This window comes from Sphingomonas carotinifaciens (assembly GCF_009789535.1).
GTDB lineage: Bacteria > Pseudomonadota > Alphaproteobacteria > Sphingomonadales > Sphingomonadaceae > Sphingomonas > Sphingomonas carotinifaciens.
The window spans coordinates 1,715,813-1,742,599 of the sequence record NZ_WSUT01000005.1 but is presented as its reverse complement, the minus strand read 5'-3'; the positions used below and the strand labels follow the sequence as shown (position 1 = coordinate 1,742,599).

Annotated in this window: 20 protein-coding genes, 1 tRNA gene and 1 pseudogene; 9 read left to right on the top strand and 13 right to left on the bottom strand. The window is 67.8% G+C overall.

Annotation, left to right across the window (positions count from 1 at the left end; translation table 11 throughout):
• Positions 1 to 129: 129 nt before the first annotated feature.
• Positions 130 to 1,203, bottom strand: a complete 1,074-nt coding sequence (gene recA, locus GQR91_RS10320; protein ID WP_112383519.1) for a recombinase RecA — start codon at positions 1,201 to 1,203, stop codon at positions 130 to 132.
• 168 nt (positions 1,204 to 1,371) lie between these two features.
• On the opposite strand from recA, the gene GQR91_RS10315 reads away from it, so the two are divergent.
• Complete coding sequence (locus tag GQR91_RS10315) at positions 1,372 to 1,596, top strand: hypothetical protein (RefSeq protein ID WP_112383518.1); 225 nt, start codon at positions 1,372 to 1,374, stop codon at positions 1,594 to 1,596.
• Between the two features lie 10 nt (positions 1,597 to 1,606).
• Here GQR91_RS10315 and GQR91_RS10310 read toward each other — a convergent pair whose 3' ends face one another.
• A complete protein-coding gene (locus GQR91_RS10310; protein WP_160146747.1) occupies positions 1,607 to 2,650 on the bottom strand; it encodes a patatin-like phospholipase family protein in 1,044 nt (347 codons plus the stop codon).
• 163 nt (positions 2,651 to 2,813) lie between these two features.
• Here GQR91_RS10310 and GQR91_RS10305 point away from each other — a divergent pair, with 163 nt between their 5' ends.
• Genes GQR91_RS10305 through GQR91_RS10295 form a run of 3 tightly spaced genes read left to right on the top strand, consistent with a single transcriptional unit; the run spans position 2,814 to position 6,768 of the window.
• A complete protein-coding gene (locus GQR91_RS10305) occupies positions 2,814 to 5,057 on the top strand; it encodes a hypothetical protein (RefSeq protein ID WP_162853753.1) in 2,244 nt (747 codons plus the stop codon).
• On the top strand, positions 5,054 to 5,797 hold the full coding sequence (locus tag GQR91_RS10300) for an SDR family oxidoreductase (RefSeq protein WP_149681822.1): 744 nt from the start codon (positions 5,054 to 5,056) through the stop codon (positions 5,795 to 5,797). The genes GQR91_RS10305 and GQR91_RS10300 overlap by 4 nt, the downstream gene beginning before the upstream one ends.
• Positions 5,794 to 6,768 (top strand): lactonase family protein, encoded by a 975-nt coding sequence (locus GQR91_RS10295; RefSeq protein WP_149681823.1) that lies wholly within the window; start codon positions 5,794 to 5,796, stop codon positions 6,766 to 6,768. Before GQR91_RS10300 ends, GQR91_RS10295 begins: the two co-directional genes overlap by 4 nt.
• 126 nt (positions 6,769 to 6,894) lie before the next feature.
• On the opposite strand, the gene GQR91_RS10290 is transcribed toward GQR91_RS10295, so the two are convergent.
• The 3 genes from GQR91_RS10290 to GQR91_RS19890 form a co-directional block, all read right to left on the bottom strand.
• Complete coding sequence (locus GQR91_RS10290; RefSeq protein WP_260173127.1) at positions 6,895 to 7,326, bottom strand: nuclear transport factor 2 family protein; 432 nt, start codon at positions 7,324 to 7,326, stop codon at positions 6,895 to 6,897.
• A 189-nt stretch (positions 7,327 to 7,515) separates the two neighbouring features.
• The gene (locus GQR91_RS10285) at positions 7,516 to 7,950 is read right to left on the bottom strand and encodes a nuclear transport factor 2 family protein (RefSeq protein ID WP_149681825.1); all 435 of its coding nucleotides are present in this window, start codon (positions 7,948 to 7,950) and stop codon (positions 7,516 to 7,518) included.
• A gap of 133 nt (positions 7,951 to 8,083) precedes the next feature.
• A complete protein-coding gene (locus GQR91_RS19890) occupies positions 8,084 to 11,407 on the bottom strand; it encodes a PAS domain S-box protein (protein WP_235903929.1) in 3,324 nt (1,107 codons plus the stop codon).
• 128 nt (positions 11,408 to 11,535) lie between these two features.
• Here GQR91_RS19890 and GQR91_RS10265 point away from each other — a divergent pair, with 128 nt between their 5' ends.
• Genes GQR91_RS10265 through GQR91_RS10255 form a run of 3 tightly spaced genes read left to right on the top strand, consistent with a single transcriptional unit; the run spans position 11,536 to position 14,450 of the window.
• Complete coding sequence (locus tag GQR91_RS10265; protein WP_149681826.1) at positions 11,536 to 12,624, top strand: SPL family radical SAM protein; 1,089 nt, start codon at positions 11,536 to 11,538, stop codon at positions 12,622 to 12,624.
• Positions 12,621 to 13,106, top strand: a complete 486-nt coding sequence (locus GQR91_RS10260; protein WP_149681827.1) for a metallophosphoesterase family protein — start codon at positions 12,621 to 12,623, stop codon at positions 13,104 to 13,106. The genes GQR91_RS10265 and GQR91_RS10260 overlap by 4 nt, the downstream gene beginning before the upstream one ends.
• A 3-nt stretch (positions 13,107 to 13,109) precedes the next feature.
• Positions 13,110 to 14,450, top strand: a complete 1,341-nt coding sequence (locus tag GQR91_RS10255) for an ABC1 kinase family protein (protein WP_149681828.1) — start codon at positions 13,110 to 13,112, stop codon at positions 14,448 to 14,450.
• A gap of 136 nt (positions 14,451 to 14,586) precedes the next feature.
• Here GQR91_RS10255 and GQR91_RS10250 read toward each other — a convergent pair whose 3' ends face one another.
• From GQR91_RS10250 to GQR91_RS10230, 5 genes are all read right to left on the bottom strand, one after another.
• Positions 14,587 to 15,648, bottom strand: coding sequence for a single-stranded-DNA-specific exonuclease RecJ (locus GQR91_RS10250; protein ID WP_149681829.1), 1,062 nt, complete (start codon positions 15,646 to 15,648; stop codon positions 14,587 to 14,589).
• A gap of 128 nt (positions 15,649 to 15,776) precedes the next feature.
• Positions 15,777 to 17,417: an alkaline phosphatase D family protein gene (locus GQR91_RS10245; protein ID WP_149681830.1), complete on the bottom strand. Its 1,641-nt coding sequence runs from the start codon at positions 17,415 to 17,417 to the stop codon at positions 15,777 to 15,779.
• 26 nt (positions 17,418 to 17,443) lie between these two features.
• Positions 17,444 to 19,801, bottom strand: coding sequence for a TonB-dependent receptor (locus tag GQR91_RS10240; protein ID WP_149681831.1), 2,358 nt, complete (start codon positions 19,799 to 19,801; stop codon positions 17,444 to 17,446).
• Between the two features lie 173 nt (positions 19,802 to 19,974).
• Positions 19,975 to 20,049, bottom strand: a tRNA-Glu gene (locus GQR91_RS10235).
• Between the two features lie 105 nt (positions 20,050 to 20,154).
• The gene (locus tag GQR91_RS10230) at positions 20,155 to 21,528 is read right to left on the bottom strand and encodes a class II 3-deoxy-7-phosphoheptulonate synthase (protein WP_112383505.1); all 1,374 of its coding nucleotides are present in this window, start codon (positions 21,526 to 21,528) and stop codon (positions 20,155 to 20,157) included.
• Between the two features lie 156 nt (positions 21,529 to 21,684).
• Here GQR91_RS10230 and GQR91_RS10225 point away from each other — a divergent pair, with 156 nt between their 5' ends.
• Positions 21,685 to 22,677: a M48 family metallopeptidase gene (locus GQR91_RS10225; protein WP_149681832.1), complete on the top strand. Its 993-nt coding sequence runs from the start codon at positions 21,685 to 21,687 to the stop codon at positions 22,675 to 22,677.
• On the opposite strand, the gene GQR91_RS10220 is transcribed toward GQR91_RS10225, so the two are convergent.
• Positions 22,674 to 23,975, bottom strand: a complete 1,302-nt coding sequence (locus tag GQR91_RS10220) for a UDP-glucose dehydrogenase family protein (protein ID WP_149681833.1) — start codon at positions 23,973 to 23,975, stop codon at positions 22,674 to 22,676. The genes GQR91_RS10225 and GQR91_RS10220 overlap by 4 nt on opposite strands.
• Positions 23,976 to 24,109: 134 nt before the next feature.
• On the opposite strand from GQR91_RS10220, the gene GQR91_RS10215 reads away from it, so the two are divergent.
• Positions 24,110 to 24,451: a hypothetical protein gene (locus GQR91_RS10215; RefSeq protein WP_112383502.1), complete on the top strand. Its 342-nt coding sequence runs from the start codon at positions 24,110 to 24,112 to the stop codon at positions 24,449 to 24,451.
• Positions 24,452 to 24,660: 209 nt separating this feature from the next.
• On the opposite strand, the pseudogene GQR91_RS10210 reads toward GQR91_RS10215, so the two are convergent.
• Positions 24,661 to 25,686: pseudogene (locus GQR91_RS10210) on the bottom strand (glycoside hydrolase family 43 protein); the annotation flags it as partial.
• 21 nt (positions 25,687 to 25,707) lie between these two features.
• Complete coding sequence (locus GQR91_RS10205; RefSeq protein WP_149681835.1) at positions 25,708 to 26,733, bottom strand: arabinan endo-1,5-alpha-L-arabinosidase; 1,026 nt, start codon at positions 26,731 to 26,733, stop codon at positions 25,708 to 25,710.
• Between the last annotated feature and the right edge of the window lie 54 nt (positions 26,734 to 26,787).

The following is a 26,787-nucleotide window of genomic DNA, read 5'->3' as shown; positions in this document are numbered from 1 at the left end:
GATAAAGGCCGCGGCCCCTCGTCTCCGAAACGACAAAGGGCCCGCCGGATCGGCAGGCCCTTCTCGTGTCGGCATCGGCATGATGCAAGATGACCTGCCGCGCCCCTTGTCGGAGGGCGCGGGCCGCCCTCAGGCGTCGTCCTCGGCATCCGGGCCGGTCATCATCTCCTCGGCGACCTTGTCGGTGCGCTGACGGATGGCGCGTTCCAGCCGGTCGGCCATTTCCGGGTTTTCCCGCAAGTACGTCTTGGCGTTCTCGCGCCCCTGCCCGATCCGCACCGAGTCGTAGGAGAACCAGCTACCCGACTTCTCGACCAGCCCGGCCTTCACACCCAGATCGAGGATCTCGCCGATCTTGGAGATACCCTCGCCATACATGATGTCGAACTCGACCTGCTTGAACGGTGGCGCGACCTTGTTCTTCACCACCTTCACGCGGGTCGCGTTGCCGGTCACTTCCTCGCGGTCCTTGATCGCGCCGGTGCGGCGGATGTCGAGACGAACGGACGCATAGAATTTCAGCGCGTTGCCGCCCGTCGTCGTTTCCGGGTTGCCGTACATCACGCCGATCTTCATGCGCAGCTGGTTGATGAAGATCACCATGCAGCGCGAACGGCTGATCGAACCGGTCAGCTTGCGCAGGGACTGCGACATCAGGCGCGCCTGCAGGCCGACATGGCTGTCGCCCATCTCGCCCTCGATTTCCGCGCGCGGCACCAGTGCCGCGACCGAGTCGACCACCAGCACGTCGATCGCGTTGGAGCGGACCAGCGTGTCGGTGATCTCCAGCGCCTGCTCGCCCGTGTCGGGCTGCGACACGATCAGCTCGTCGATGTTGACGCCCAGCTTCTTGGCATAGACCGGGTCGAGCGCATGTTCGGCGTCGACGAAGGCAGCGGTGCCGCCATTCTTCTGCGCCTCGGCGATGACGTGGAGGGCCAGCGTCGTCTTGCCCGACGATTCAGGGCCATAGACCTCGATCACGCGACCGCGCGGCAGGCCGCCGACGCCGAGTGCGATGTCGAGACCGAGCGAGCCGGTCGAGATCGCCTCGACCTGCATCGCCTCCTTCTGCCCCAGCTTCATCGCGGAGCCCTTGCCGAAGGCGCGGTCGATCTGTGCCAGCGCGGCGTCTAGCGCCTTTTGCCGGTCTGCATTGAGGGTTGCCATGCCGGTATCGATCACTTTCAGATTGGCGGCCATCAGAAGCTCCCTTCGCTAGAGCATGCTGTTTCTACGTTCAATTGCTGACCGCTATGTACGCTCTTTGTTCCTCCGGAACAAGGATGGAACATGACAATTTTTGTCGCTGTACGCCGCTTTCGCATGCCTGCTTCCCTGACGGCGCCGATGGGGCTAACGCGCCCCAGCATGACCCGCGACGACCTTCTCGACATCCTGCTCTCAACGCTCGTGAAACAGGTGGGCGGCACCCGCCGCCGCTGGCGGATCGTGCTGGGCGATGTACGCGTCTACAGTGCCGAGACGCATCCCCATTGCAACTGGTCGCTCGCCCCCGCCGGCACCGCGGGCGAGAATGCCGCGGTGGAACGCACGCTCGACGATCTGCGCGGTCGCCATCCGATCGTCACCTGACGATCCGCGATCAGCCTTCCCGCCGCTCGCCGTCCTGAAAGCGGTAGACCGTCAGCCCGGACCGGCCGGTGGCGATCTCGCCCGCATCCAGTTGCGCGATGACATGGTGCATGTCGCGCGCGCCGCGTGTCCACCGCTCGCCGATCGAGCGCGCGGAGAAGTCCAGCGCCTTGCCCGACACTTCCCGCTCCTCGCCGCCATAAGCCATGTGGATCAACGTCACCGTGCGCGGCGTCTCGCCGGGTATCCGCGCGCGCAGGTCATAGTCGCGCTGCCACCCGGTGATCGCCCGCCGCGCCTGACAGGCAAAGGCCAGGTCCTGCATCCGCTGCAACGAATCGCCCAATGTCCGCGCCGCACCGCCCTCCAGCGGCAACAGGTCGACCGCGATGCACAGCAACGCGCCCTCGCCCGGCTCCGCCAGCACCAGATCGACCGGCAGGTTCGACGCGGTACCCCCGTCGACCAGGTCGCGGCCATCGACGGTGACCGGCGGGAACAGCGGCAACAGCGCACCGCTTGCCCGCACATGATCGACGCCGACGCGGCCTCGCTGCGTGTCGAACACGCGCTCCGCCCCCGTCTCCAGGTCGACCGCCACCGTGGCGTAGCGCATCCCGCCGTCATTCAGCCGATCGATATCGACCAGCCGCGCGATACCCCGCCCCAGCGGTGACGAATCGTACAGCGCCTGCGTACCCATCGGCCACGTACCGGGGCCGCGTGGCGCGAACACGTCGCCGCGCCCCCATAACATGGCCTCCGCGACACTGGCGGTCCGCCGCGCCGTCTCTCCGGGCCCGGTCGGCGATATGGCGCCTTCCGCCGGCCGCCAGAAGTCGCGCAACCGGTCCAGCCGTGCCTCGGGTGCATTGCCGCAGATCAGCGCGCCGTTGACCGCCCCGATCGAGGTGCCCGCGATCCATTCCGGCACGATCCCTGCCGATTGCAGGGCCTCGAACACGCCGGCCTGATACGCACCCAGCGCATTGCCCCCACCCAGCACCAGCGCGACGCGGGGCCGCGCACCATGATCGTCGGTCCAACTGCCCATCGATGCTCCAGCCTTCCCTGCCATGCCGTCCACAACGCGCGACGCGCCGTTCGCCGCATCGCATGAACCAACGGCTCGCTGTCGAGTTGTGCCAGATAGTGACGTATTTTCAGTCGCTTAGGACAACATGCGTTAAGGGATTTGGTTCCGGAGGATGGGATTTATGTCATCGACGGTATTGGACATCGTCAAGCCCCCTGAGGACATTCCTGGCGTCAGCGCCTATGTGCTGGGCCTGCGCGAGGAGCTGATGGGCGGCGCGATGAAGCGGCTCGACCGGTTCGGCCTCGGCGACCTGTCGGTCGACATCTGCCAAGGCGCGGACTCGGTCTGGCTCATCATCCGCCGCCCGGACAAGGGCGGGCTGGCCCTGCGCGCCGCCTACACCCCCGATGGCGGGTTCAAGGTCCGCAAGCTCGCCCCCGAACAGCATGAGGTACTGCGGCTGGAGGCCGAAAGCGTCGTCGGGCGCCACGTCATCGCGCTGCGCACGTCGGAGGCCGATCTCCACCGCCTGCAGATGCAGGTGCGGCTGACCCCGCGCGCGCCGCTGCTGATCCCGTTCCACCCGCGCGACTGCTACGTGCTGGGCGCCGACGACGATCCGCTGGGCGCGCACGGCACGGTCGAGGCGGCCCAGCGCGGCGTGAACAGCGCGCTCATCTATTTCCGCTTCGAGGAACCCGCGTTCGGCAGCACGCTCTACTTCCAGAACCTGACCGCGCTGAACGACTATTTCCGTGCCACCGATACCGTGCCCGACGCCGCGATGGGCGGCGAGTGGCCCGAACTCGGCTATCTCCTGCCCACCCCGCCGCAAAGCGGCACGCCCCCCACCCACCCGCTGCCCGCCGGGCAGGAGGTGATGATCTCCGACGCCATCCTCGTCTTCCGCGACCATGCGGGCGACAACGAGCTGGAGATGGCGCGCCAGTTCCTCCAGATGCTCGGCATCGCGTACAAGGCGCTGCCGCTGCCGCGCACCGACTATCGCGACTGGGTGGGCCTGTCCGAGCGCACGCTGCGCGATCTGGCGGAGGCGCCGCAGGCGAGCAGGCGCCAATATGGCCACCGCTACATCATGCCCTATCCGGACGGCGAATATCCCGACGTCATGGTGCAGATGTCGGTGCTGGCCGCGGTGCATGATTATGGCCGCTGGCTGGGCGCGCCCTTGCCGCTGGAAGACGAACTGCGCGCCGGGCTGGCGCGCTTCTACGATCCCGATCTCCAGACGCTGCGCCGCTATCTGCCCAATGTCGGCAAGGACAAGGACGCCGACGCCGTCGACAGCTGGTATCTCTACCACCCGATGCTCAACATGGCGCGGCTGGCGCTGCAAGGCGACGAGGTGTGCCGCGAACTCCTGCTGAAGTCGGTCGGCTTCGGCATCCGCGCGGCGCATCATTTCGATTATGTCTGGCCGGTCATGTACGACATCCGCGACTTCACCGTGAAGACGAAGGCGCGCAACGACGACCGCTTCGGCCAGACCGATGTCGGCGGCATCTACGCCTATCTGATGCTGCAATGCCACGAACTGACCGACGACCCGACCTATCTGGCGGAGGCGCGCGCGGCGATCGATGCGGCGGTCGGCATGCGCTTCGACCTGGAATATCAGGCGAACCTGACCGCCTGGGGTGCCGCCGCCTGCATGCGGCTGTGGCGGATCACCAACGACGACCGTTATCTGTCGCAAAGCTACGTCTATCTCGCCAGCTTCTTCCACAATTGCGAGATCTGGGAATCCGAGATCGGCCACGCGGTGCATTACCGCACCTTCTTGGGCGCCACCTGCCTGCACGACTCGCCCTACATGGCGATCTACGAATGCTTCGACAGCTTCACCGCGTTCGAGGCCTATCTGGCGGACAGCGGCCCCGATCTGGAACCCGCGGTGCGCATGCTGATCGGCGAATATTGCAGATACGCCCTCGACCGCGCCTGGTTTTATTATCCCGAAGCGCTGCCCAAGGAGATACTGGCCGATCCTCCGCACCAAAGCGGCGTCATCAACCCGGATCTCGCCTTCCCGCTGGAGGATCTCTACGGCGACGGCCAGTCGCCCGGCCAGGTCGGGCAGGAAATCTATGGCAGCGGCGCCGCGCTGGTCTTCGCCGCCCGCTCCCACCACCGCATCGACGAGGCGCCGTTCCGCCTGTTCTGCAACCTGTTCATCCGCAGCATCGAGCGGACCGGCGACCGCGCGCTGACCCTGTCGCTGGACGGCGGCGAGACCTGTCAGGCCGATCTGTCGCTGGTCCGCCTGAAACGCCGCAAGCTGCCGCAGGCGACGCTGACCACGGCGGGGGGCGACATCGTCCGCGCCCACACCACCTCCGACGACCGCCTCGATTTTCACGTGCCGGCCAATGGCCGCCTGATCCTCACCTGGAGTGCATGACCGTGCAAGGGGAGCGCCTGACCGTGCAGGGAAAGAACGTCATCGTCACTGGCGGCACCACCGGCATCGGCCGCGCCATCGTCTGCAGCCTCGCCGACAAGGGCGCCCGCGTGCTGACGCTGGGCCGCAACGAGGCGGCACTGGCGGAGGCGCTGGAATCCTTCGCCGATGCGCGCGGCGAGGTCCATGGCATCAGCGCCGATCTGGGCACGCGCGAGGGCGTCGCGCGTCTTTTCCAGGAAGCGGATGAGCGGCTGGGGCATATCGACGCCTTCGTCTCCAACGCCGCACTCGGCGCCGATCCCATCGACGAGATGGAGGACGATGCCTGGCGCTATGTCGTCGATGTCAATCTGGTCGGCGCGCTCGCCTGTACCCGCGCCGCGCTGGAGCGGCTGGACGATGGCGGACAGATCGTCATCATCGGGTCGATCAGCGCCGCCATCCATGCGCCGGGCGAAAGCGTCTATTCCGCTACCAAGGCCGGCCTGGCCGCCTTTGCCGAGACGCTGCGCAAGGAGGTAAAGGATCGCGGCATCCGCGTCGGCCTGGTCGAGCCCGGCACGGTGGGCAGCGACATGCAGGAACCTTCTGCCGACGAACAGCGCGAGATGATCGCCCGGCACGAGATGCTCTATGCCGAGGACATCGCCGAGGCGGTCGATTTCATCCTCACCCGCCCGCCCCGCGTCGATGTCGTCACCCTGCGCGTCGAACCGCGGATGCAGGAACTGCCATGACCGCCACGTTCGTCGGCACCTATGCGGGCAAGGGCGGCACCGGACTGGTGCCGCTCGTCCATGACGGCCAGGGCGGCTGGACGGCGAGGCCGCCGATCCCGTCGATCCGCAACGCATCCTTCGCCGTCGCCTCCGCCCGCCACGGCCACCGCTATCTGGTGGACGAGGCGGCGGGCACGGTGGACGTCTATGCCGCCGACTGGCGCCCACTGGCGCAGGTCCGCTCGGGCGGCGAGGCGCCCTGCCACCTCGCGCTGTCCCGCGACGAACGCCACCTCGCCGTCGCCAACTATGCCAGCGGCAGCGTGACGCTGTTTCCCCTTGGCGACACTGGCCTGCCCGGCGCCGGCATCACGCTGGCCGATCGCGGTCACGGCCCCGACCCGGATCGCCAGCGCGGGCCGCACGCGCACTGGGTCGGCTTCACCCCGGCGGGTGCGCTGCTCACCGTCGATCTCGGCACCGACCGCATCCTGTCGCGCCCCCTGGACGATCTGCATGCGCCGCAGACGCTCTACACCGCCCCGCCCGGATCGGGTCCGCGCCATCTCGCCCCCCATCCGACGCTGCCGGTCGCCTATCTGGTCAGCGAACTCGCCGCCACGCTCACCGTCCTGCGCCCCGAGGGTGCGACATTGCACGCCGAATCGATCCGCGCGATCACGGTCGAACAGACGCTGGGCGGCGCCATCGCGCTCGATGCACCGCACGCCCGCCTTTACGTCACCACCCGCGGCGGCGACTGCATCGTCACCTACGCGCTCGACACCCATGGCACGCCCACCCGCATCGGCCACATCTCCAGCATCGGCCGCTCCCCCCGCCACCTGCTACTCCACCAAAACCACCTCCTCGCCGCCAACGAGGAAAGCGGCCAGGTCACGATTTTCCGCATCGGTGCAAATGGTTGCCCCATGCCGGAGGCCAAGGTCATCTCCATCCCCGGCGCCGCCTTCCTGATGACCGCCTGATCCGTACGTCTCGAAATTGGATGACACCTGCTTGTCCCACCCCCGCGCCCCAGTCGCCGAGTAGCGGCAAAGCCACGTATCGAGAGGCACGTCGACGCGAACGGATCAAGGCGATGTCATTCCGCTTCAGCGCGCGGCAGCGATCGTCGCCTGCCGCGCGATGAGTTGCCAGGTGCCGGCACGGTTCGTCCATATGTCGGTAAACGGACGCATGACCTGCTTGCCCGCACCCGGCCCCTTGGTCGGCACCATGGTGTCGTAGCCCATGACCACGGTCACTTCAGGCTTTTCGCCGACAAAGCTGATGTGCTTGCGAAAGTCCCTATAGTCGAGGAAATCGCGTTCCATCGCCGCGATCACCTCGTCGCGGTGCAGCACCATATTGTTGGGCGCATTCACCACGAAGTCCTCTGCCCAGACCGCACGAACGCCATTGGCATCATGCGCCATCATCGCTTTTCCCAATCGTGCATATGCAGCGCCGATCTCCGGTGGCACACGAACGGCGGGGGACGATTGGGCGACGGCCGGCACGGCAGTGATGAAAGCCGCCAGCATACCGATCTTCCTGAGCATCCTGCCCTCCCGGTCATTCGCTTCCAAGATAACTACAGCACGCCGTGCTTCATGGCGTTGTCTTCAGGGGCATTACCTATTCAGAGCGAACACATCGGAACCGAACCGCTCACCGGAACGACGTCGAAACAAAACGGCAGAGGCCCGCCCTGCAATACCCGTCGGCCAGCATCACGGCACCAACGATTCATGGGCCAGCACCACCCGCCACCCCTCGGGGAGCTTCTTCCAAACGGAGGTGATAACCAGCCGCGCCGGCTCCTGATCGCCCGCACGCGATACCCGCATCCATTGCAGGGACGTCACCACGCCGTCACCCTGCGACACGATTTCGGCCGGCCGCTGTTCATTAAAGCGGATGCCGGCGCTTTTGTCGGCCCACCACTTGCGCTGTTCGCGCGCAATGATGTCCCATCCGCGCATCGTCTCGCCGTCGAACGTGATCGTGAGTCGGGGTGACCGCCAGTAGCTGCGCATGAACGCGTCCGCATCCAGCCGCTGCGCCGCGCGGTTCATGTCCATGATGGCCCGGCGTACCTGATCCTCGCCGCTTTGCGCCTGTCCACTGTCGCACAAGCCGCCGCGACAAGCGCGGTCGCTGCCCATGAACACCGCATCACGGCCTCCCGGATCGAATATGGGGTAACGCGCCCGTTCCGCCGCATTCCCTCGCTTGCAGCATCTGCCTGAACTTGCAGAACTGCAACCAGGCGTATCCGCAATTTGGGATAAACGCCGCTCACCCCAACGGCGTTTCCAGCACCTCGCGCACCTTGGCGGCCAGTTCCTCGATGGTGAACGGCTTGCCGATCAATTCGACGCCGGGGTCCAGCACCCCGTTATGCACCACCGCGTTGCGGGTATACCCGGTGGTGAACAGCACCCGCAGATCGGGACGCCGCCGCCGTACTTCCTCGGCCAGCCTGGCGCCGTTCACCTCGGGCATCACCACATCGGTAAACAACAGCGCGATGTCGGGATTGGCATCCAGCAGGCGCAGCGCCGCCGCCGCCGAGTCCGCCTCGATCACGCGGTAGCCGAGCTCGGTCAGGGCCTCGACGCTGAACTGCCGGACGCTCGGCTCGTCCTCGACCACCAGGATCACCTCTTCCTGCTCGCCCAGCGGCAGGTCGCGGTCGTCGGCCAGCGAGGCGGGCTCGGCCTCTGCACCAATCAGCCGTGGCAGATAGACCTTGACGGTCGTCCCCTCGCCCGGCTCCGAATAGATCTTCACGTGCCCGCCGGATTGTTTGACGAAGCCATAGACCTGGCTCAGCCCAAGCCCCGTCCCCTTGCCCACGCCCTTGGTCGTGAAGAACGGGTCGAATGCCTTGGCGATCACCTCGGGCGGCATGCCGGTGCCGGTGTCCGATACCGCGATCAGCACGTAATGCCCCGCCGCCACGCCCATTTGCGATGCGACATAGCGGCTGTCCAGATGGGCATTCTGCGTCTCGATCGTCACGCGCCCGCCCTCCGGCATCGCGTCGCGTGCGTTGATCGCCAGGTTCAGGATCACGTTTTCCAACTGGTTCGGGTCGACATGGGTCGGCCAGATGCCACCCGCCAGCACCGTCTCCAGCCGCACGTCGCCGCCCAGCGAATGGCGCAACAGATCGGACATGCCGGAGACCAGCCGGTTGGGGTCCACCGCCTCGGGCCGCAGCGGCTGTTGCCGTGAAAAGGCGAGCAACCGCTGGGTCAGCGTTGCCGCGCGCCGCGCACCGTCGGTCGCTGCATCGATATAGCGTTTGGCACGCGCATCCGATGCGCCGATCCGCCGGTTCAGCAGATCGAGCGAGCCGATCGTCACCGCCAGCATATTGTTGAAATCATGCGCGATGCCGCCGGTCAACTGACCCACCGCTTCCATCTTCTGCGCCTGGCGCAACTGCTCCTCGGCCGCCGCCAGCCGCGCCTGATCGCGCAGCCGGTCGGTCACGTCCACGGCATATTGGAACGCGCCGACGAAATGACCTTCGCGGTCATGCAGCGCGTTGAAGCGCAACTCGTAATAAGGACGATCCAGGTCGCTCTCGCCGAACGGCTCGGTCACCGTGAACGCCTCGCCCGACAATGCGCGACGCCAGATCGCCAACGCTTCGTCACGATGCGCCGCGACCGGTGCCATCAATTCGCCCAAGCTGTCGCCCACCTTGGGGTGGATGCCGTAGATGCGCGCGAATTCCGCGGCATAGGCGGCATTGAGTGCGAGGAAACGATAGTCGGGCGAGACCACCGCGATCATCGCATTGGCGTTCTCGATCACGTCGGCCCACAGCTTGCGCTCGGCCAGCGCGTCCTCCACCCGGTGCTCCAGCGTCTCGTTCAGTGCACGCAGCGCCACGTCCGTGCGGCGGCGCTCGGTGATGTCGTTGAACAGGATCGCGACGCGACGCGCCTCCGCCGGCCCCAGTCGAAGCGCATGTACCTCGAACCAGCGGCCCATCGCCTCCGATCCGTTCTCGAACCGCACCGGCTCGCCGGACAGTGCCACACGGCCATAGCTTTCGAACCAGTGTGCCTCCAGTCCGGGCACCAGTTCGCGGGCGCTGCGTCCTTCCACATCCTTCAGGCCGGTCTGCCGCTCGAACGCCGGATTGGCCTCGACGAAGCGATAGTCGACCGGGTGGCCCTCGTCGTCGAACACCATGTCGATGATGCAGAATCCGGCCTCGATCGCCTCGAACAGCGTGCGATAGCGCTGCTCGCTGGCGCGCAGCGCATTTTCCGTTTCACGCCGTTCGTCGATGTCGATGACCGATCCGATATAGCCGAGGAACGCCCCGTCCGTGCCGAAACGCGGCGATGCGGCATCGATCGCCCAGCGATAGGTGCCGTCGTGGCGGCGCAGGCGATATTCCAGCCGGAACGGTGCCTGACGCGCATTGGCGTCCAGGAACACCTCGCCAGACCAGCCGCTGTCCTCGGGATGCACCGCGTTCAGCCAGCCCAGCCCTTCGGCCGTCTCCGCGGTCTGTCCGGTGAACTCGTACCATGCCTTGTTCAGATAGGTGCAGCGCCCGTCCGGGTCGGTCACCCACATCATCACCGGCGCATGATCGGCCATGTTGCGGAACCGTGCCTCGGACTCCACCAGCGCCTGTTCCCGCGCCTTCTGCTCCGACACGTCCCGCACCTCGATCACCGTACCCACCGGGCTGCCATGATCGTCCAGCACCGGGCTCGCGGTAAATGCGACGGGGTAGAAGGAGCCATCGGGGGCGACGAACAATTCCTCCCCATCCATCTGGGCACGCTCGGGAAATGCCCGGTCGATCGGACACTCCTCCAACGGGTAGTGCCGCCCGTCGGGATACGTATGGTGCACCACGTCGTGCAACGGCCGCCCCGCCATCTCCCCCAGACGATACCCCGTCAAAGCCTCCGCCGCCGCATTAACATAAACGCAATGCTGCCGCTCATCCATCAGGAACACAGCCATTCGCGTATTATCCAGCACGGCATTAAGCCGTCGATCGGTCTCGGCGAGTGCGCGGTCCACGCCACGTCGTCCCGCAATTTCCGCTTCCAGCTGGGCTGTCCGCCGGTCGCGCAGCGCGATTGCGCGACGCAGGTCCAGTTGCGTCATCACCTGTCGCGCAAGCAATTGCAGTGTCAATTGCTGACGCTCGGTAATGCCCTCCGGCCGCGCTTTGGTATCCAGCACGCACACCGTTCCGAGGGGGAGGCCGGTGGGGGTGGTTAGGGGGGTGGCGGCGTAGAAGCGGAGGTTGGGGGAGGAGGTGACCAGGGGGTTCTGGGCGAAGCGTGGATCCTGGGCGAGGTCGGGGACGATGAAGAGGCCGGGGTGGCGGATCGCGTGGGCGCAGATGGAGGCGTCGAGGGGGAGTTCGCAGGCGCCGATGCCGACCTCCGCCTTGAACCATTGCCGGTCGCCCGCCACGAGATTGACCACCGCCATCGGCGCTTCAAACACATCGGCGGCCAGCCGGGCGATATCGTCAAACTCCGCCTCCCGCGAAGTATCGAGAATCGCGTAGGATTCCAGTTCAGCGAGGCGATCGGCCTCGGTCCAGGCAGGGTTTGAGGCAGCGGTCACTTGGGGCGATTACCTGAGGGACGAGGGAAGCATCAACAAACATCGCCGCACGCTGGTTGCGCCCGCACCGAAAAGCTTCGCCGCGAACGGGGCCGCGAACAAGTTCGGCAGCCATTCGTTCGAACCCCGTGCAGACCGCCCCCTCCCCCACCCGCGCCGGCATCGGCACCTGGAAGCCGCGCCGCGTGGTCGTGACGCGTTCCGCACGCGATTTCGCGCATGGACGCGCCATTCTGGTGCGGGCCGAGCGTATGGGGATCGAGGTGGTGGAATTGTCGGGGGACCGGCTGACGCTAGGGTTCGAGGACGATCCGCGCCGCGCCTATGCCGAGGCCAAGGCGACGCTGGCGGTGGTGGTGGCGCCACCGTCGAAACGCCGGTTGCAGCCGATCGCGCCAAGCGCGGACTGGCGGGTCGACCTGGCGGAAGGATGTCCGGCACATTGCAGCTACTGCTATCTTGCAGGATCGCTGAAGGGGCCGCCGATCACCCGCGTCTATGCCAATCTGGACGAGATACTGGACGGCCTGCCCGCCTATCTGGGGCAAGGCACGATCACCTCGCGCAGCAGCGCGCGGGCGCATGAAGGGACGACGTTCGAGGCGTCGTGCTACACCGACCCCCTCGCGCTGGAGCCGCTGACGGGATCGCTGTCCGCGGCCATCGCATGGTTCGGGCGGTGGGACGTGGCCGCGCAACTACGCTTCACCAGCAAGTTCGCCGATGTGGCCCCGCTGCTGACGCTCGACCATGGCGGGCGCACGCGGATGCGCGCATCGATCAACCCGCGCGCCTTTGCCCGGTTCGAGGGGGGCACCGCGCCCGTCGCGCAGCGGTTGCACGCGCTGGGGCAGATGGCGGCGGCGGGCTATCCGGTCGGACTGACGATCGCGCCGATCATCGCGGCGGAGGGCTGGCAGACGGCCTACGGCGCGCTGATCGACGATGCCGCCGCCGCACTGGCGGGGGTGGCGGACCTGGACCTGACCGTCGAGTTGATAACCCACCGCTTCACCGCCGGATCGAAGGCGGTGCTGGACAGCTGGTATCCGGGATCGTCGCTGGACATGACGCCGCGCGACCGGGTGACGAAGCGCACCAAGTTCGGCACCGAGAAGCATGTCTATGACGCGGCCACGATGCGCGACCTGCGCCAGTTCTTCGAACGCCGCATCGCCGAGGCCTTGCCGATGGCGCGGGTGCTGTACTGGACATGACGGTCTTCTTCACCGCGGACACGCATTTCGGCGATCACCGCACGATCAACATCTCGCGCCGGCCCTTCGCCTCGACCGCGGAGATGAACGAAACGCTGATCGCCCGCTGGAACGCGGTCGTCGCACCTGGCGATACGGTGTGGCATCTGGGCGACGTCGCGCGGCGCCCCGCCGATGTCGCCGCCCTGCTGGCGCGGCTGAACGGCACCAAGCATCTGCTGCGCGGGAACAACGATCCGGAGGACACGCTGGCCGCACCCGGCTGGGCCAGTACCGGCGATTATGCCGAGCTGACGCTGGACGATCACCGGCTGGTGCTGTGCCATTATCCTTTCCGCAGTTGGAACGGACAGCATCGCCGCGCGATCAACCTACACGGCCACAGCCATGGCCGGTTGAAACCGATGCCGCGGCAATTCGATGTCGGCACCGACGTGCACGACTTCGCCCCCGTGACGCTATCCGACCTGTTGAGGACCTGACACATGACCGAGGAATCGAAGGGTCGGGCCGTGCCCGGCGGACGGATCGGGCGACTGGGCGGCATGGGCCGCATCGTCGGCGGCATCGCCGGGGGAATCGTGACCGAGGGCGCCCGGCGACTGGCGGCGGGCGAACGGCCGAAAATGAACGACCTGATCCTGACGCCCAAAAACGCGGCACGGGTGGCGGATCAGCTCGCCAATCTGCGCGGCGCGGCGATGAAGCTGGGCCAGATGATCTCGATGGATGCCGGCGACATCCTGCCGCCCGAGCTGACGCAGATCCTGGCCCGCCTGCGCGACAATGCGCATCACATGCCGCCCAAGCAACTGGACGGCGTACTCACGGCGGAATGGGGGCGCGACTGGCGCCGCAAGTTCCGGCATTTCCAGGCGCATCCGATCGCCGCCGCCTCGATCGGGCAGGTCCACCGCGCCGAGATGCCCGATGGCCGCACGCTGGCGATCAAGGTGCAATATCCGGGGATCGCGAACAGCATCGACGCCGATGTCGACAATGTCGCGACGTTGCTGCGCGTCTCGGGCCTGTTGCCGCGCGAGCTGGATATCGCGCCGCTGCTGGGCGAGGCCAAGCGGCAGTTGCACGAGGAAGCCGATTACGAGCGCGAGCGCGCGATGCTGGAGCGGTATCGCACGCTGGTCGGCGACGATCCCGCCTATGTGGTGCCGGGGTCCGACCCGGCGCTGAGTACCGGCCGGGTGCTGGCGATGGAATTCGTGGCCGGCGAGCGGGTGGAGGTGCTGGAGGCGGCCGATCAGGCGACGCGCGACAAGGCGGCCGAGGCGCTGGTGCGGCTGATGCTGCGCGAGCTGTTCGCCTGGGGGGTGATGCAGACCGATCCCAACTTCGCCAATTATCGTTGGCAGGCGGATACGGGCCGGCTGGTGCTGCTGGATTTCGGGGCGGCGCGGGTGATCCGGCCGGAGACGCAGGCCGCCTATCACCGGCTGATCCTGGCGGGACTGAGCGGCGACCGCGATGCGGTGCGCGTGGCGGCGGTGGAAACCGGCTTTCTGGGCGCGGCGGCGACCGAACGGCACCGGGCGACGGTGGACCGGATGATCGGGGTGATCCTGGCCAAGCTGGACCAGCCGGGCGCGTTCGACTTCGGCGACCGTGCCTTCGTCCCGGTGCTGCGGCAGGAGGCGGCGACGATGGCGGAGGACCGGGACACCTGGCACCTGCCGCCGGTGGATACGCTGTTCGTGCAGCGCAAGGTGAGCGGGACGGCCCTGCTGTGCGCGCGGTTGAAGGCGCGGGTGGATGTGCGGGGGATGGTCGAGGGGTACAGGCACGCTTCATTCGGTGCGACGGGAGGGTGAGGGGTAGCCAAGCAGTGCGGCGCTTGTGGCGGCCCCTCACCCTTCCCACTGCCTTGCGGCAGCGGGCCCCTTCCAGCATCAGGTCGTCCATGCCCCCGGCATGGACGACCTGATGCTCCCCGTAGGGGCGAGGGAGTCAGGGTGCGACCTGCGCCTCCACGATTCCCAGTCCCGTGACGAAGCGGTTCCATATCTCCACCGGCAGCGCGCCGCCGGTGGCCTGGGCGTGGCCGTTGCCGTAGCGGCCATCGGCGCCGTCGGGGCGGTGTTCGGCGAGAAAGGCGAGGAGATCGCGGCCGGTGGCCGAGCGGGTGGCGAAGTGGACCCAGCCGGGGCGGTAGCCGCTGTTCGCCGCGATCACGATCTTGTCGCGCAGCCGTCCGCGCCATTGCTGAGCGATCAGCGGATGGATCTGGCAGGGTGAGGAAAAGAGGAGCAACGCGACGTCGCCGGCGATCCGGGGAGGAACGCGGCGGGCGGCCTCCACCGCGTCACGCACCTCCGCCTTTGCCGCCGCGAGCGCCTGGACGTCCGGCCCCTCCCCCCTGGTGATCGCCTTGGGCCCATCGCCGGCGAGCAGCAGGCGGAGCGCGGGTCCCGCATCGGCGGCGGCGGTGCGGCGCGGTGCGTTGACCAGCGACACGGCATCGCGCAGCGCGGTCTTGCCCCAGCGGCTCTGCGCCTCGGCCAGTTCGGGAAAGCCCGCCGCCTCCGCCATGTCGCCGATCAGGCCGAGTGCGGCGAGCCAGAGCAGGTCGCTCTGGTCGCCGAGCGCCGTCGTCGCCCACCAGGCGATCAGGGCGCTGGTCGGTTCGGGATCGAGCGCGTGGCCGCTCAGCGTGACGGCGTCGGGGGGTGTGCCGGTCGGGCGGTGATGGTCGACGATCAGTGTCGGCGTGCCGGCAAGCACCGGTTCGGCGCGGGTGCCGAGATCGGCGAGGATCAGCCCGCCGGGGTTCAGGCCGCGCAACCGGCCTGCGAAATCCTCGTCCCACGGCGTCTGCGCCTTGCCGACGATCACCGGTTCGGCGGTGCGGCCGGCGGTGCGCAGCGCGCGCGTGAGGATGGCGGCGGCGGCAAGGCCGTCCGCGTCGAAATGCGCGGCGACCGCGATCGTCTCGTCGGGCGCGATGCGGCCAAGGAAGCGTGCCATGCCGCTGGCGGCGGCGGTTCGGGGATCGGCCGGGTTCAGGGTCATGCGGGCACAACGCGGGATGGGCGATGTGGATACCGGTGCGCGACGGGCGATGGCGGGATAGTGCGACGATCCGTTCGGCCTTGCGCGAAGTCGAAGGCCGAACGGAAAAGGAATCGGCGTGCTGCCTGTTACGCGATCGGCCGGGTCTTGTCGGTGGTGACGCGGTGGGTGGCGGTCACCCGGCGGGTAAAGGGTTTGGCGAGGATGGTGGACACCGCGATATGTTCGGCGGTGGCCGCATCGGGGGTGAGCGTCAGCAGCGTATAGCCCTTCGAATCCTGGTCGCAGAACACGACCTCGCGATTCTGGTCTGCCAGCACCTTGCCGAGGCCGGGGAGCAGCGAGCCATAGGACGGGCTGGTGATCGCGGTGGCCCCGAATTCGGCCGCGACCAGGTGGCCGGCATCGTCGTACAGGTCGTTCGACCATGCCGCATGGCTGTCCCCCGACAGGACGACCGGACGCGCGCCGGCACGCCGGAAGCTCTGGTAGAGCCGTTCGCGGGCCGCCGGATAGCCGTCCCACGAATCGAGGCTGAAGGGGATGCCGACGCGGTAGCTGGCGAGCGACCGGGCCAGCCGGTCGCGATATGCCGCCGGAATGCGGGCAAGCGTCGCGGCGTATTTCTCCGCGCCCAATGCCTTTTCCAGATCGGGGCCGGCGACGCGCGCCATTACCACCTGATTGCCGAGCAGCTGCCACGGCTTGTTCGCGCGGACCGAGCGGGCCAGCACGTCCTCCAGCCAGCGCTGCTGCTGCGCGCCGAGCATCTCGCGGTCGGGGCGGGCGGCTTCGGCCAGGGCGGCGGCATAATCGCCGGACGCGGGCGCCTGCCCCTTGGGCGCGACCTGTTCGCTGCGCGCGAGCAGCCGGGTTTCCACCATCGCCAGCGTTGCCAGATCGCCGAACTCGAAGCTGCGGAAGATGGCCTCGCGACCCAGCCCGCGACGCGATTCGCGGATCGGCATCCATTCGAAATAGGCCTGCATCGCCGCCGCCTTGCGCGCGGTCCAGTCGCCCTCGGTCGCGGGGTCGTGGTTCTCGGCGCCGCCGACCCAGCCGTCATTGGCGACCTCGTGATCGTCCCACACGCAGATAAAGGCGGCGCGGGCGTGGGCGGCCTGCATGTCCGCATCGCGCTTCACCTGTGCATGGCGGCGGCGATAGTCGGACAGCGAGACGATCTCGTGCGCCGGATCGGGCAGGCGGTTCAGCTTGCGGCCGATGTCCGCGCCGTACCCCCCGGCGCCATATTCATAGATATAGTCGCCGAGATGGAGAACCGCGTCGAGCCGGGGCAGCGCCGCCATGTCGGCATAGGCGTTGAACAGGCCGCCGGGATATAGCTGGCACGAGGCGACGGCGAGGACGAGGCGGTCGACCGCGCCCCTGGGCAGGGTGCGGAAGCGGCCGGTGGGCGAGCGGGTGCCGGCGGCGTCGGTGAACCAGAACCAGTAGTCGCGGCCGGGCGCGAGGCCGGTCACCTCCAGCTTGGCGGTATGGTCGGCGGCGGCGCGGGCGACGACCCGGCCGGTGTGGCGGGGCGCGGCGTCGGGGCCGTCGGCGACGTGCCATTCCAGCGCGACGTCGGCACTGGCGTCGGCGGGGGTGGCGCGGGTCCACAGCACGGCGCCGTCCGCGGCCGGGTCGCCGCTGGCGATGCCGTGCTCGAAGCGGGCGCTGGCCGGGCCACGTGCCACAGCCGGAATGGAAAGGCTGGCGCCGCTGCCGATCAGGGCGAGGGCGCCGCGCCGTCCGATGATGGTCATGGGTTGGTCTTTCGAAAAGGAGGGCATCAGAAGCGCGCGGTCGCCTGCGCGCCGTAGAAGCGCGGCTCGCCGGGGATGTAGGTGGGGATGCCGAAGCCGCCGCCGGTGTTGCCGGCGTCGAGGAGATAGTCGCGGTCGAAGGCGTTGCGGATGAAGCCGGTCAGCTCATAGGCGCCGTCCGCGAAGCTGATCCCGGCGCGCGCGTTGACCAGCGTGACGGGGCCTTGCGACGTGGCGGAGCTGTTGGGCAGTTCGAAGAAGATGCTGCTGCGATGCGTGATGCTGGGCGTGGCGAACAGGCGCATGCCACCGCCCAGCGGCGCATCGACGGTGAACCCGCCCGCCGCCTGCCATTTGGGCTGAAGCCGGAAGCGGGCGCCGGAGAAGGCGGGGGCGAAGCTGTTGTTCCGGTCGATGCCACCATCGATATAGCCGACATTGCCGAACACGTTCAGCCAGCGGACCGGGCGGATGCTGAGTTCGGCCTCGACCCCCAGATTGCCGGCGGATCCGGCGCTTTGCGTGATGGCGGTCCCGTTCGCCTGCTGCACGCTGACCTGGAAGCCGTCATATTTCTGGTAATAGACGCCGAGCGAGCCGGAGATGCCGCCATGGCTGGCCTTGATGCCGCCCTCGTAATTCCAGACGACCTCCTCGGGCACGCGTTGCACGTTGGGGATCGCGCCGGCGGCGGAGGCGCGGGCGTTGAGCTGCACCACCGGCGAGCGGCGGCCCTTGGAGATGGTGGCGTAGACGTTCACCGCCGGGCTCAGGCGATACAGCGCGTTGAAGCGCGGCAGGATCGCGGCATAGCTTTGCTGCGCGGTGAAGGTGCGGCCGCCGGTATCGACCTGGTTGGGCACCAGCGACGCGCCGACGCCGCGCGCCGCCAGCTGCGCGCGCAGCGCCACCGGCAGCAGCGCCGGCAGGATCGGACGCGGAACGCTGGCGATATAGCCGGACTTGCGCTGTTCGATCAGCACGCGCGCACCCGCGGTCAGCTCCAGCGCGGGCACCGGGATCCAGGTGGTGTCGGCAAAGACCGAGTAGCTGTCGTTCTGCCCCTGATTCTCGGTCACCGAGCTGTAGGGGATCTGCGTCAGCCGGCCGCCGGTGACCTGTGCGGTGGTGCCGGCGGCGACCACGGTGCCCGCGGCATTGACGCAGCCACCGGTCAGCGCACCCGCGAGGCAGCCGATGAACGTCCCCTCCTCGCCCGAAAAGGGCACGCGCTGGAAATTGTCCTCCACGAAGACGTTCCAGCCGAACGAAGCGCGCCAATGATCGTCGGCATAGTTGAAGCGGCCTTCATGGCTGGCCTGCCAGCCCTTGGCGATTTCGGCGAATTCCAGATACCAGGCGGCCGAACCGTCGGCATCGAACACCTCGGCACTGTCGAAGCGGCGATAGCCGTTGACGGTGGTGAAGTTCCAGCCATCGGCAAAGTCGTAGCTGGCGGTCAGATTGACGTCATAGACCTTGCGGTCGAGGCCGAGCTGGTCGTTGCCGAGCACTTGCGCCGACAAGGGCGAGCCGCCCAGGTTCGCACGACCGAACGGGTTGCCGGGGCCATCCTCGGTCGGCAGGGCGCGCGAGATAAAGGGGGTGCCGCCATTGTCCTGCCGGTCGAAGGTGCCGATCAGGTCCACGGTCAGCGTGTCGGTCGGGGTGTAGCGCAGCGAGGCGCGGATGCCGAGCTGGTCCTGCGCATAGAGGTCGCGCTTCTGGCGCGGCGACAGGTTCTCGACATAGCCGTCGCGCGTCTTCCATTCAAAGGCGACGCGCCCGGCGATGACGTCGTTGCCGGCATTGAGGAAGCCGGACAGCAATGTCTGGCCGAAATTGCCGTAGCCGCCGGTCAACGTGCCCGAGAAACCCTCGCGCGGGCGGGCCGAGGTCAGGCTGATCGCGCCGACCGCGGAGGCGGTGCCGAACAGGGTCGCCTGCGGCCCCTTGATCACCTCGACCCGTTCCAGATCGTAGATCGCCTGGTAGGAGCCGCGCGACCGGGAGATATCGACGCCGTTATAATAAAGGGTGACGCGTGGCCCCTGCTGCGACGATCCCGAGTCCGAGGTAATGCCGCGGATGACGATGCCGGGATTGTTGGCGCTCTGCTCCTGGATGTTGAGGCCGGGAATATAGCTGGACAGCTCGTCCAGATCGCCGACGCCGAGTTCGGCAATGCGCTGGCCGCTGAGCGCCGAGATGGTGATGGGCACGTCCTGCGCCCGTTGCTCGATCTTTTGCGCGGTGACGATGATGTCGTTGCCGCTCCGCTCGCCTGCGTCTTCGGGCTGTGCGGAGGCTTGGGCGAAAGCGGGCGTGGTGCAGAAGGATACGGACGCGAGCAGCGCCGCGGCAAAAGAAGGACGCGAGATCATGGTTACCCCTTTGGAAGTGGGCAAGCCATTGGCGGTACTAGATGAAATCGCCGCGACGGTCTCGTTACGCGGGTGTGACAAACCAGATAAGTCACACAAGCGGACGCGCGCCCGGGCAAGGCGCGTTCAGGCATCGGCGATGTGGGAGGTCCGCTGTGACAGCGGAAAAACCGTGGTGACCCCTACGAGAATCGAACTCGTGTTTTCGCCGTGAGAGGGCGACGTCCTAACCGCTAGACGAAGGGGCCGTTCGGTGGAGGCGCGCTGTTATCCGTAGAGGCCGTGGCCGTCAAGCGGATTTGCGCGCTTTGCTGTGGATAAGTGGGGAGCGCCCTCCCCACTTATCGATCGGTTCAGGCCGCGTCGCGGCGGCGTTCGGCCATTTCGGCGTTCAGCATTTCGGCGAGCAGGAAGGCCAGCTCGATGCTCTGGCTGGCGTTCAGGCGCGGGTCGCAATGCGTGTGGTAGCGGTCGGCCAGCGTCTGTTCGGTCACGTCGATCGCGCCGCCGGTGCATTCGGTGACGTTCTGCCCGGTCATTTCGGCGTGGATGCCGCCGGCATGCGTCCCCTCCGCCCGGTGCACCGCAAAGAAGCCGCGGACTTCGGCCAGGATACGGTCGAAGGGGCGCGTCTTGTAGCCGGTGGCGGCCTTTACGGTGTTGCCGTGCATCGGATCGCACGACCAGACGACCGGATGGCCTTCGCGCTTCACCGCGCGGACCAGTTTGGGGAGCGCCGCCTCGATCTTGTCATAGCCGTAGCGGGTGATGAGCGTCATGCGGCCGGGCACGCGGCCCGGATTGAGCGTGTCGAGCATGCGCAGAAGCGCGTCCGGCTCCAGCGAGGGGCCGCACTTCACGCCGATCGGGTTGCCGATGCCGCGCAGGAACTCGACATGCGCCGACCCCTCGAACCGGGTGCGATCGCCGATCCACAGGAAGTGGGCGGAGGTGTCGTACCAGTCGCCGGTCAGCGAATCCTGCCGGGTCAGCGCCTGCTCGAAGGGCAGCAGCAGCGCCTCGTGGCTGGTATAGAAATGCGTCTGCGACAGTTGCGGAACTGTCTCCGGATCGATCCCGCACGCCGCCATGAAATCGAGCGCCTCGCCGATCCGGTTCGCGGTTTCGGTATATTTCTGCGCCCAGGGGCTGCGGCCCATGAAGTCGTGCGTCCAGCGGTGCACCTGGTGGAGATTGGCATAGCCCCCTTGCGCAAAGGCGCGCAGCAGGTTCAGCGTCGCCGCCGACTGCGCATAGGCGCGCAGCATCCGCTGCGGATCGGGAATGCGCGACGCCGCGGTGAAGGCGATGTCGTTGACATTGTCGCCGCGGTAGCTGGGCAGTTCGACGCCGTCGATCGTCTCGGTGGGGGTGGAGCGCGGCTTGGCGAACTGCCCCGCCATACGGCCGAGCTTCACCACCGGCAGCTTCGACGCGAAGGTGAGCACCACCGCCATCTGGAGGATGACGCGGAAGGTGTCGCGAATGTTGTTCGCGCTATGCTCCGCAAAGCTTTCCGCGCAGTCGCCGCCCTGGAGCAGGAAGCCGCGCCCCTCCGCCACTTCGCCGAGCGACGCCGTGAGGTTGCGCGCCTCGCCGGCGAAAACGAGCGGCGGATAGCTGGCGAGCGCGTCGGTCGCCTGTGCCAGCGCGGCGGCATCGGGATAGTCGGGAAGCTGACGGGCTTCGGCGGTGGTCCAGCTATTGGGGGCCCAGTTCGCGGCCATGGCGATCACTTTCTTCACATTCGATTGTCGGCTCCCATGCGCCGATTTTCCGCTTCGCGCAACGAAGATGGCCTTTCACCCCCCTGCCCCGCGCGCAATGTTGCGCGAACGCGACGAGGCTTCCGGTCGCGGCGGCGGCGGGCTAGGCAGCGGGGCATGAGATCGATGCTTGCCGCCGCCGCACTGCTCGTGGCGCTGCCCGCACCCGCGCCCGCCCCCGCGCAGGAAACGCCCGAGCAATTCGCCGCGCTGCGCGAGGTGGACATGCGGCTGGCGGGGATCGCATGGCGGCTGGCGACCGCCAACCGTGCGCTGTGCCGCGATCTGGCACCGGTGCCGGGCATCGCGATTCATGCGATCGACCAATATGATCCGAAACTCCGCGCCGGCCTGCCCGCCATCTTCGGGTTCGAGGCGCCCGTGGCGGTGGAAGGCGTGGTGCCGAACAGCGCCGCGGCGCGCGCGGGCGTGCGGCCGAACGAGGGGATCAGCGCGGTGGGCGGTCAGGCGCTGGCGATCAGCCCCGCCGGGCGCGCGCAGGCGAGCAGCGCGACGCGCGATGCCGCCGCCGCCGTGATCGCCCGGCAACCGGCGGATGCGCCGCTGGCGCTGACGCTGGTACAGGGCGGGCGGACCCGCACGGTGACGGTGCCGCCCTCCCCCGGCTGTCGGTCGCGGTTCGAGGTGCTGGTCGGGCCGGGCCTGTCGGCATCGGCGGACGGGGATATCGTGCAGATCGGCGTGCGCTTCTTTGAACGGTTCGACGACGACATGATCGCGGTGGTCGTCGCACACGAATTTGCGCACAACATCCTGAAGCATCGCGAGCGGCTGGATGCGGCGGGGGTCAAGCGCGGGCTGCTGTCCGAGTTCGGGCGCAACGGGCGGCTGTTCCGTCAGACCGAGAACCAGGCGGACCTGCTGGGCATGCACCTGCTGCGCAATGCCGGGTGGGACCCGGCACTGGCGGTGCGTTTCTGGCGCGAGCATGGCGGCGAGGTGGACGGTGGCCTCTTCCGCAGCCGTACCCACCCCTCGTCCAAGGCGCGCGGCGATGCGGTCGCCGCGGAGATCGCGGCGATACCGGCGGGAAGTGCGCTCCCCTACCTGCCGCCGGTGCTGGCGGAGCGGGACAGGCCGCTCAACTAGCGCCCGATCGCGGTGTAGCGGAAGCCGGCCGCTTCGACCGCGTCGCGGCGATAGACGTTGCGCAGGTCGACCATAGTGCGCGTCGCCATGATCTGGCCGAGCCGCTTGATGTCGAGCGCGCGGAATGCGTCCCATTCGGTGACGATCACGACGGCGTCGGCGCCCTCCGCCGCCTCGTACGCGTCGCGGCAATAGACGAGGTCGGGCATCATCGCCCTGGCCGCCTCCATCCCCTCCGGATCATAGGCGCGGATGGTGATGCCTTCGTCCGCCAGGCACTGGGCGATGGCGATGGCGGGCGCGTCGCGCATGTCGTCGGTGTTGGGCTTGAAGGTCAGGCCGAGCAGCGCGATCGTCTTGCCGCGGTGATCGGGGCCCAGGGCGTGGATGATCTTGCGCCCCATCGCGCGCTTGCGCGTGTCGTTCACCTGCACCACCGCCTCGACGATGCGCATCGGGCTGGCGGCGTCCTCCGCGGTCTTGAGCAGGGCCAGCGTGTCCTTGGGGAAGCAGGAACCGCCATAGCCGGGGCCGGCGTGGAGGAACTTGCGGCCGATGCGGTTGTCCAGCCCGATGCCGCGGCTGACATCCTGCACGTCGGCGCCCACCGCCTCGCACAGGTCGGCGATCTCGTTGATAAAGGTGATCTTGGTCGCGAGGAACGCGTTGGCGGCGTATTTGGTCAGCTCCGAGGTGCGGCGGCCGACGAACAGGATGGGCGACTCGTTCAGGTAGAGCGGGCGATAGATTTCGTGCATCACGGCGCGGGCGCGTTCGTCGTCGGTGCCGATGACGATGCGGTCGGGCCGCTTGAAGTCGCCGATCGCGGCGCCCTCGCGCAGGAATTCGGGGTTGGAGACGACCTGCACGTCGTGACCTGGCGCCAGACGGCGCATGATCTCCTCCACCCGGTCGCCGGTGCCGACGGGAACGGTGGACTTGGTGACGACCACGGTCGCCCCCGTGACGGCGGCGGCGATCTCCTCGGCCGCGGCATAGACATAGGTCAGGTCGGCATGGCCATCACCATGGCGGCTGGGGGTGCCGACCGCGATGAACACGGCGTCCGCACCCGCGACGGCACCGGCCAGGTCGGTGGTGAAGGACAGGCGGCCGGCGTCCACATTGGTGGCGACGAGCTGGTCGAGACCGGGCTCGTAGATCGGCATGCGACCGGCCCTCAGCGCGTCGATCTTGCCCGCATCCTTGTCGACGCAGGTCACGTCATGGCCGAAATCCGACAGGCAGGCGCCCGAGACGAGGCCGACATAGCCCGAGCCGATCATCGTGATACGCATTGGCGAAACGTCCCTGTGGCGGGGGCCGAGGTGCCCCGGAAAAGCGGGTGTCTAACCGATCGGCCCGTCTTTTCCAGCAGGCTTGGTACGGTCGGCCGATTGTGCGGCGCGGCAGGATCGGCGATGGAGAGGCGATGAACATTCCTGCGCTCTACGCCGACCTGATCCAGTGGATCGCGGGCGGCACCGGCATGTCCGACAGCATCCTGCACGTCCATGCCGGGATGATCGTGCTGTTCCTCGCGCGGATCGTCACCCGCCGCTCGCTGTCGACGCCGATCCCGCTGGCCTTTGTCGCGCTGGCGGAGGCGGGGAACGAGATACTGGACCGGCTGCATTACGGGTCGTGGCGTTGGGAGGATACGTCGTCGGACATCGTCAACACGCTGTTCTGGCCGACGGTCCTGTTCATCGGCCTGCGGCTGCGCCGGCCGCGGGATCCGGCCGCGGTTCCGGCGCCGGAGACTGCCGAGTAAGCTGCGGCGATATCCGGGTTTTTCCCGGATAGAGGCGCATCCGCCTTTCGCACAAGGACGCCTTCGTGGCGGCTGGTGAGGGAGCGCTGGCCGTCACATGCTTCATGCGGCATGGGGGTGTCGCCGGTATCGGCCATGACGCCGGCCACACTTCCATGCTTGCAGGGCCCATGCTTCCGGGCCCCATGCCTCCGGGCCCCTCCTCAGGCGAGCGGACCGTTGGCCACCGGCGGGTTGAAGATCGGCACGCCCTTTCCATCGTAACGGATACGCTGCACGCGGGTGTGGCGGTTGGGATCGAACAGCGGATCGCCCTTGATCGCCTCGTAATCGCGCGCGTGGAAGACCAGCATGTCGCGACCGCGCTCGTCCACGGTGAAGCTGTTGTGGCCGGGGCCGAAGATCTTGTGTTCGGGCGAGGAGGTCATCACCGGGACCGGGCTCTTGGCCCAGGCGGCGGCATCCATGATGTTCGCGTCGTCGCGCGCGGTCAGCATGCCCATGCAGTAGCGCGCGTCGGTGGCGCTGGCCGAATAGGTCATGAACAGGCGGCCGTTGCGCGCCAGGACCGCCGGCGCCTCCGCCACCTTGAAGCCGCGGATTTCCCAGTCCAGCGTCGGCACGGTCAGGCGGACCGGCGAGGCGGCAAAGGTCAGCGGGGTGGCGAGCGGCGCCAGATACAGGTTCGAGTTGGTCTCGATCCCCGGCTCGCGCTGGGCCCAGGCCATGTAGCGGGTGCCGCGGTGCATGAAGACGGTGGAGTCGAGGTTGAAGCTGTCCCACGGCGTCTGGAGCTGGCCGAGCACGCTCCACTTGCCGGTCATCGGATCGGGGCCGTCGCAGACCACCGCATAGGTGCGGATGCGGAACACGTCCTCGCCGCCGCCGCTGGGGCCGGCAGCGAAATACATGATCCAGCGATTGTCGATCATGTGGAGCTCGGGCGCCCAGAGGAAGCCGGACATCGGCCCGGTCTTCTCATGCCGCCACAGCACCGCCTCCTTTGCGGTCGACAGGCCGGCGATGGTGCGCGAGCGGCGCAGCACCAGCCGGTCATATTCGGGCACCGATCCGGTCAGGTAATACCAGCCATCGGTGTGGCGGAAGACCTGCGCATCGGCGCGGTTGCGCACCAGCGGGTTGACGATCGTGGGGGTCTTCTTCTGCGCAAAGGCGGGCATGGCGGCCGTGGCGGCGGCGCCGGCCAGGAACAGGCGGCGGGTGGGGTCGGACATGTCGCTCTCCATCGATATCGTTCAGTTCAGCGCGGTCGGCCAGCCATCGGCACCCCAGCGCAGCGGCGCGATCCGCAGCGTCGGCGCACCCTTCGCCTCGCGGTCATAGGCATGATAGACGACATAATCGGTGCCGTCGGTATCGCGGAAATGGCCGGGATGGCCGGGGCCGCGAAAGCGCCCCTTTTCCTGCAGATCGGCGCGCAGCAGGATGGTACCGCCGCCCTTCAGCATGGCGCTGCCATCCTTGCCCAGATAGGGGCCGGTGATCGCCTTCGACCGCGCGACGACGGTGTAATAGGTGCTGGCATTGCCCTTGCAGCAATAATCATAGCTGGCGAGCAGCCAGTACCAGCCGCCATGTTCGAAGATATAGGGCGCCTCCACGGGGGCCGGCGCACCGGCGGGCGCGGGGCGGCTGGCGATCGCGATCGGCTTTGCCTTGGGGTCGGCGGGCTTGCCCGTCTTCCGGTCGAGCGCGAACAGCTTCAGCCCGCTCCAGAAGCTGCCGAGCGACAGCCAGTCGCGACCCTGTCTGTCGCGGATAAAGGCGGCGTCGATCGCGTTGAAATCGTCGGCTGGGGTCGACATCACCACCAGCCCCTCGTCCCGCCAGCCATAGCCGGGCTTGGCCGGATCGAGCGTCGGCGTGGTCAGCAGGCCGATCGCCGAGCGGTTCGATCCGAAGGTGGAGACGGCATAGTAAAGCCGGTAGCGCCCGTCGACGAACGAGATGTCGGGCGCCCAGGCATTGCCCGATCCGGGGATCGCGGTCTTTGCCCAGGCGGGCAGCGCGGCAAGCGGTGCGGGTGCGCGTTCCCAGTGGATCATGTCGCGCGAGACACGGTGGGCGATGATGCCGTCCGGCCCCTCGCCCAACCCGGTCGAGAAGACGTGCACCACCCCGCCCTCGCGGATGATGACGGGATCGTGGACGGGCGCGATATCACCGGTGATCCGGTCGTTCAGCGGGATCGCCTGCGGTGCGGCGGCCCCCAGCATCAGCGCCGCCGCCGCCAGTTTCAGCCCCATTTTCAACCGGCGCATGGCCTGTCCTCTCATAAATGGCCCCTCCCCGCGCTTCGGGGAGGGGCATCGCCC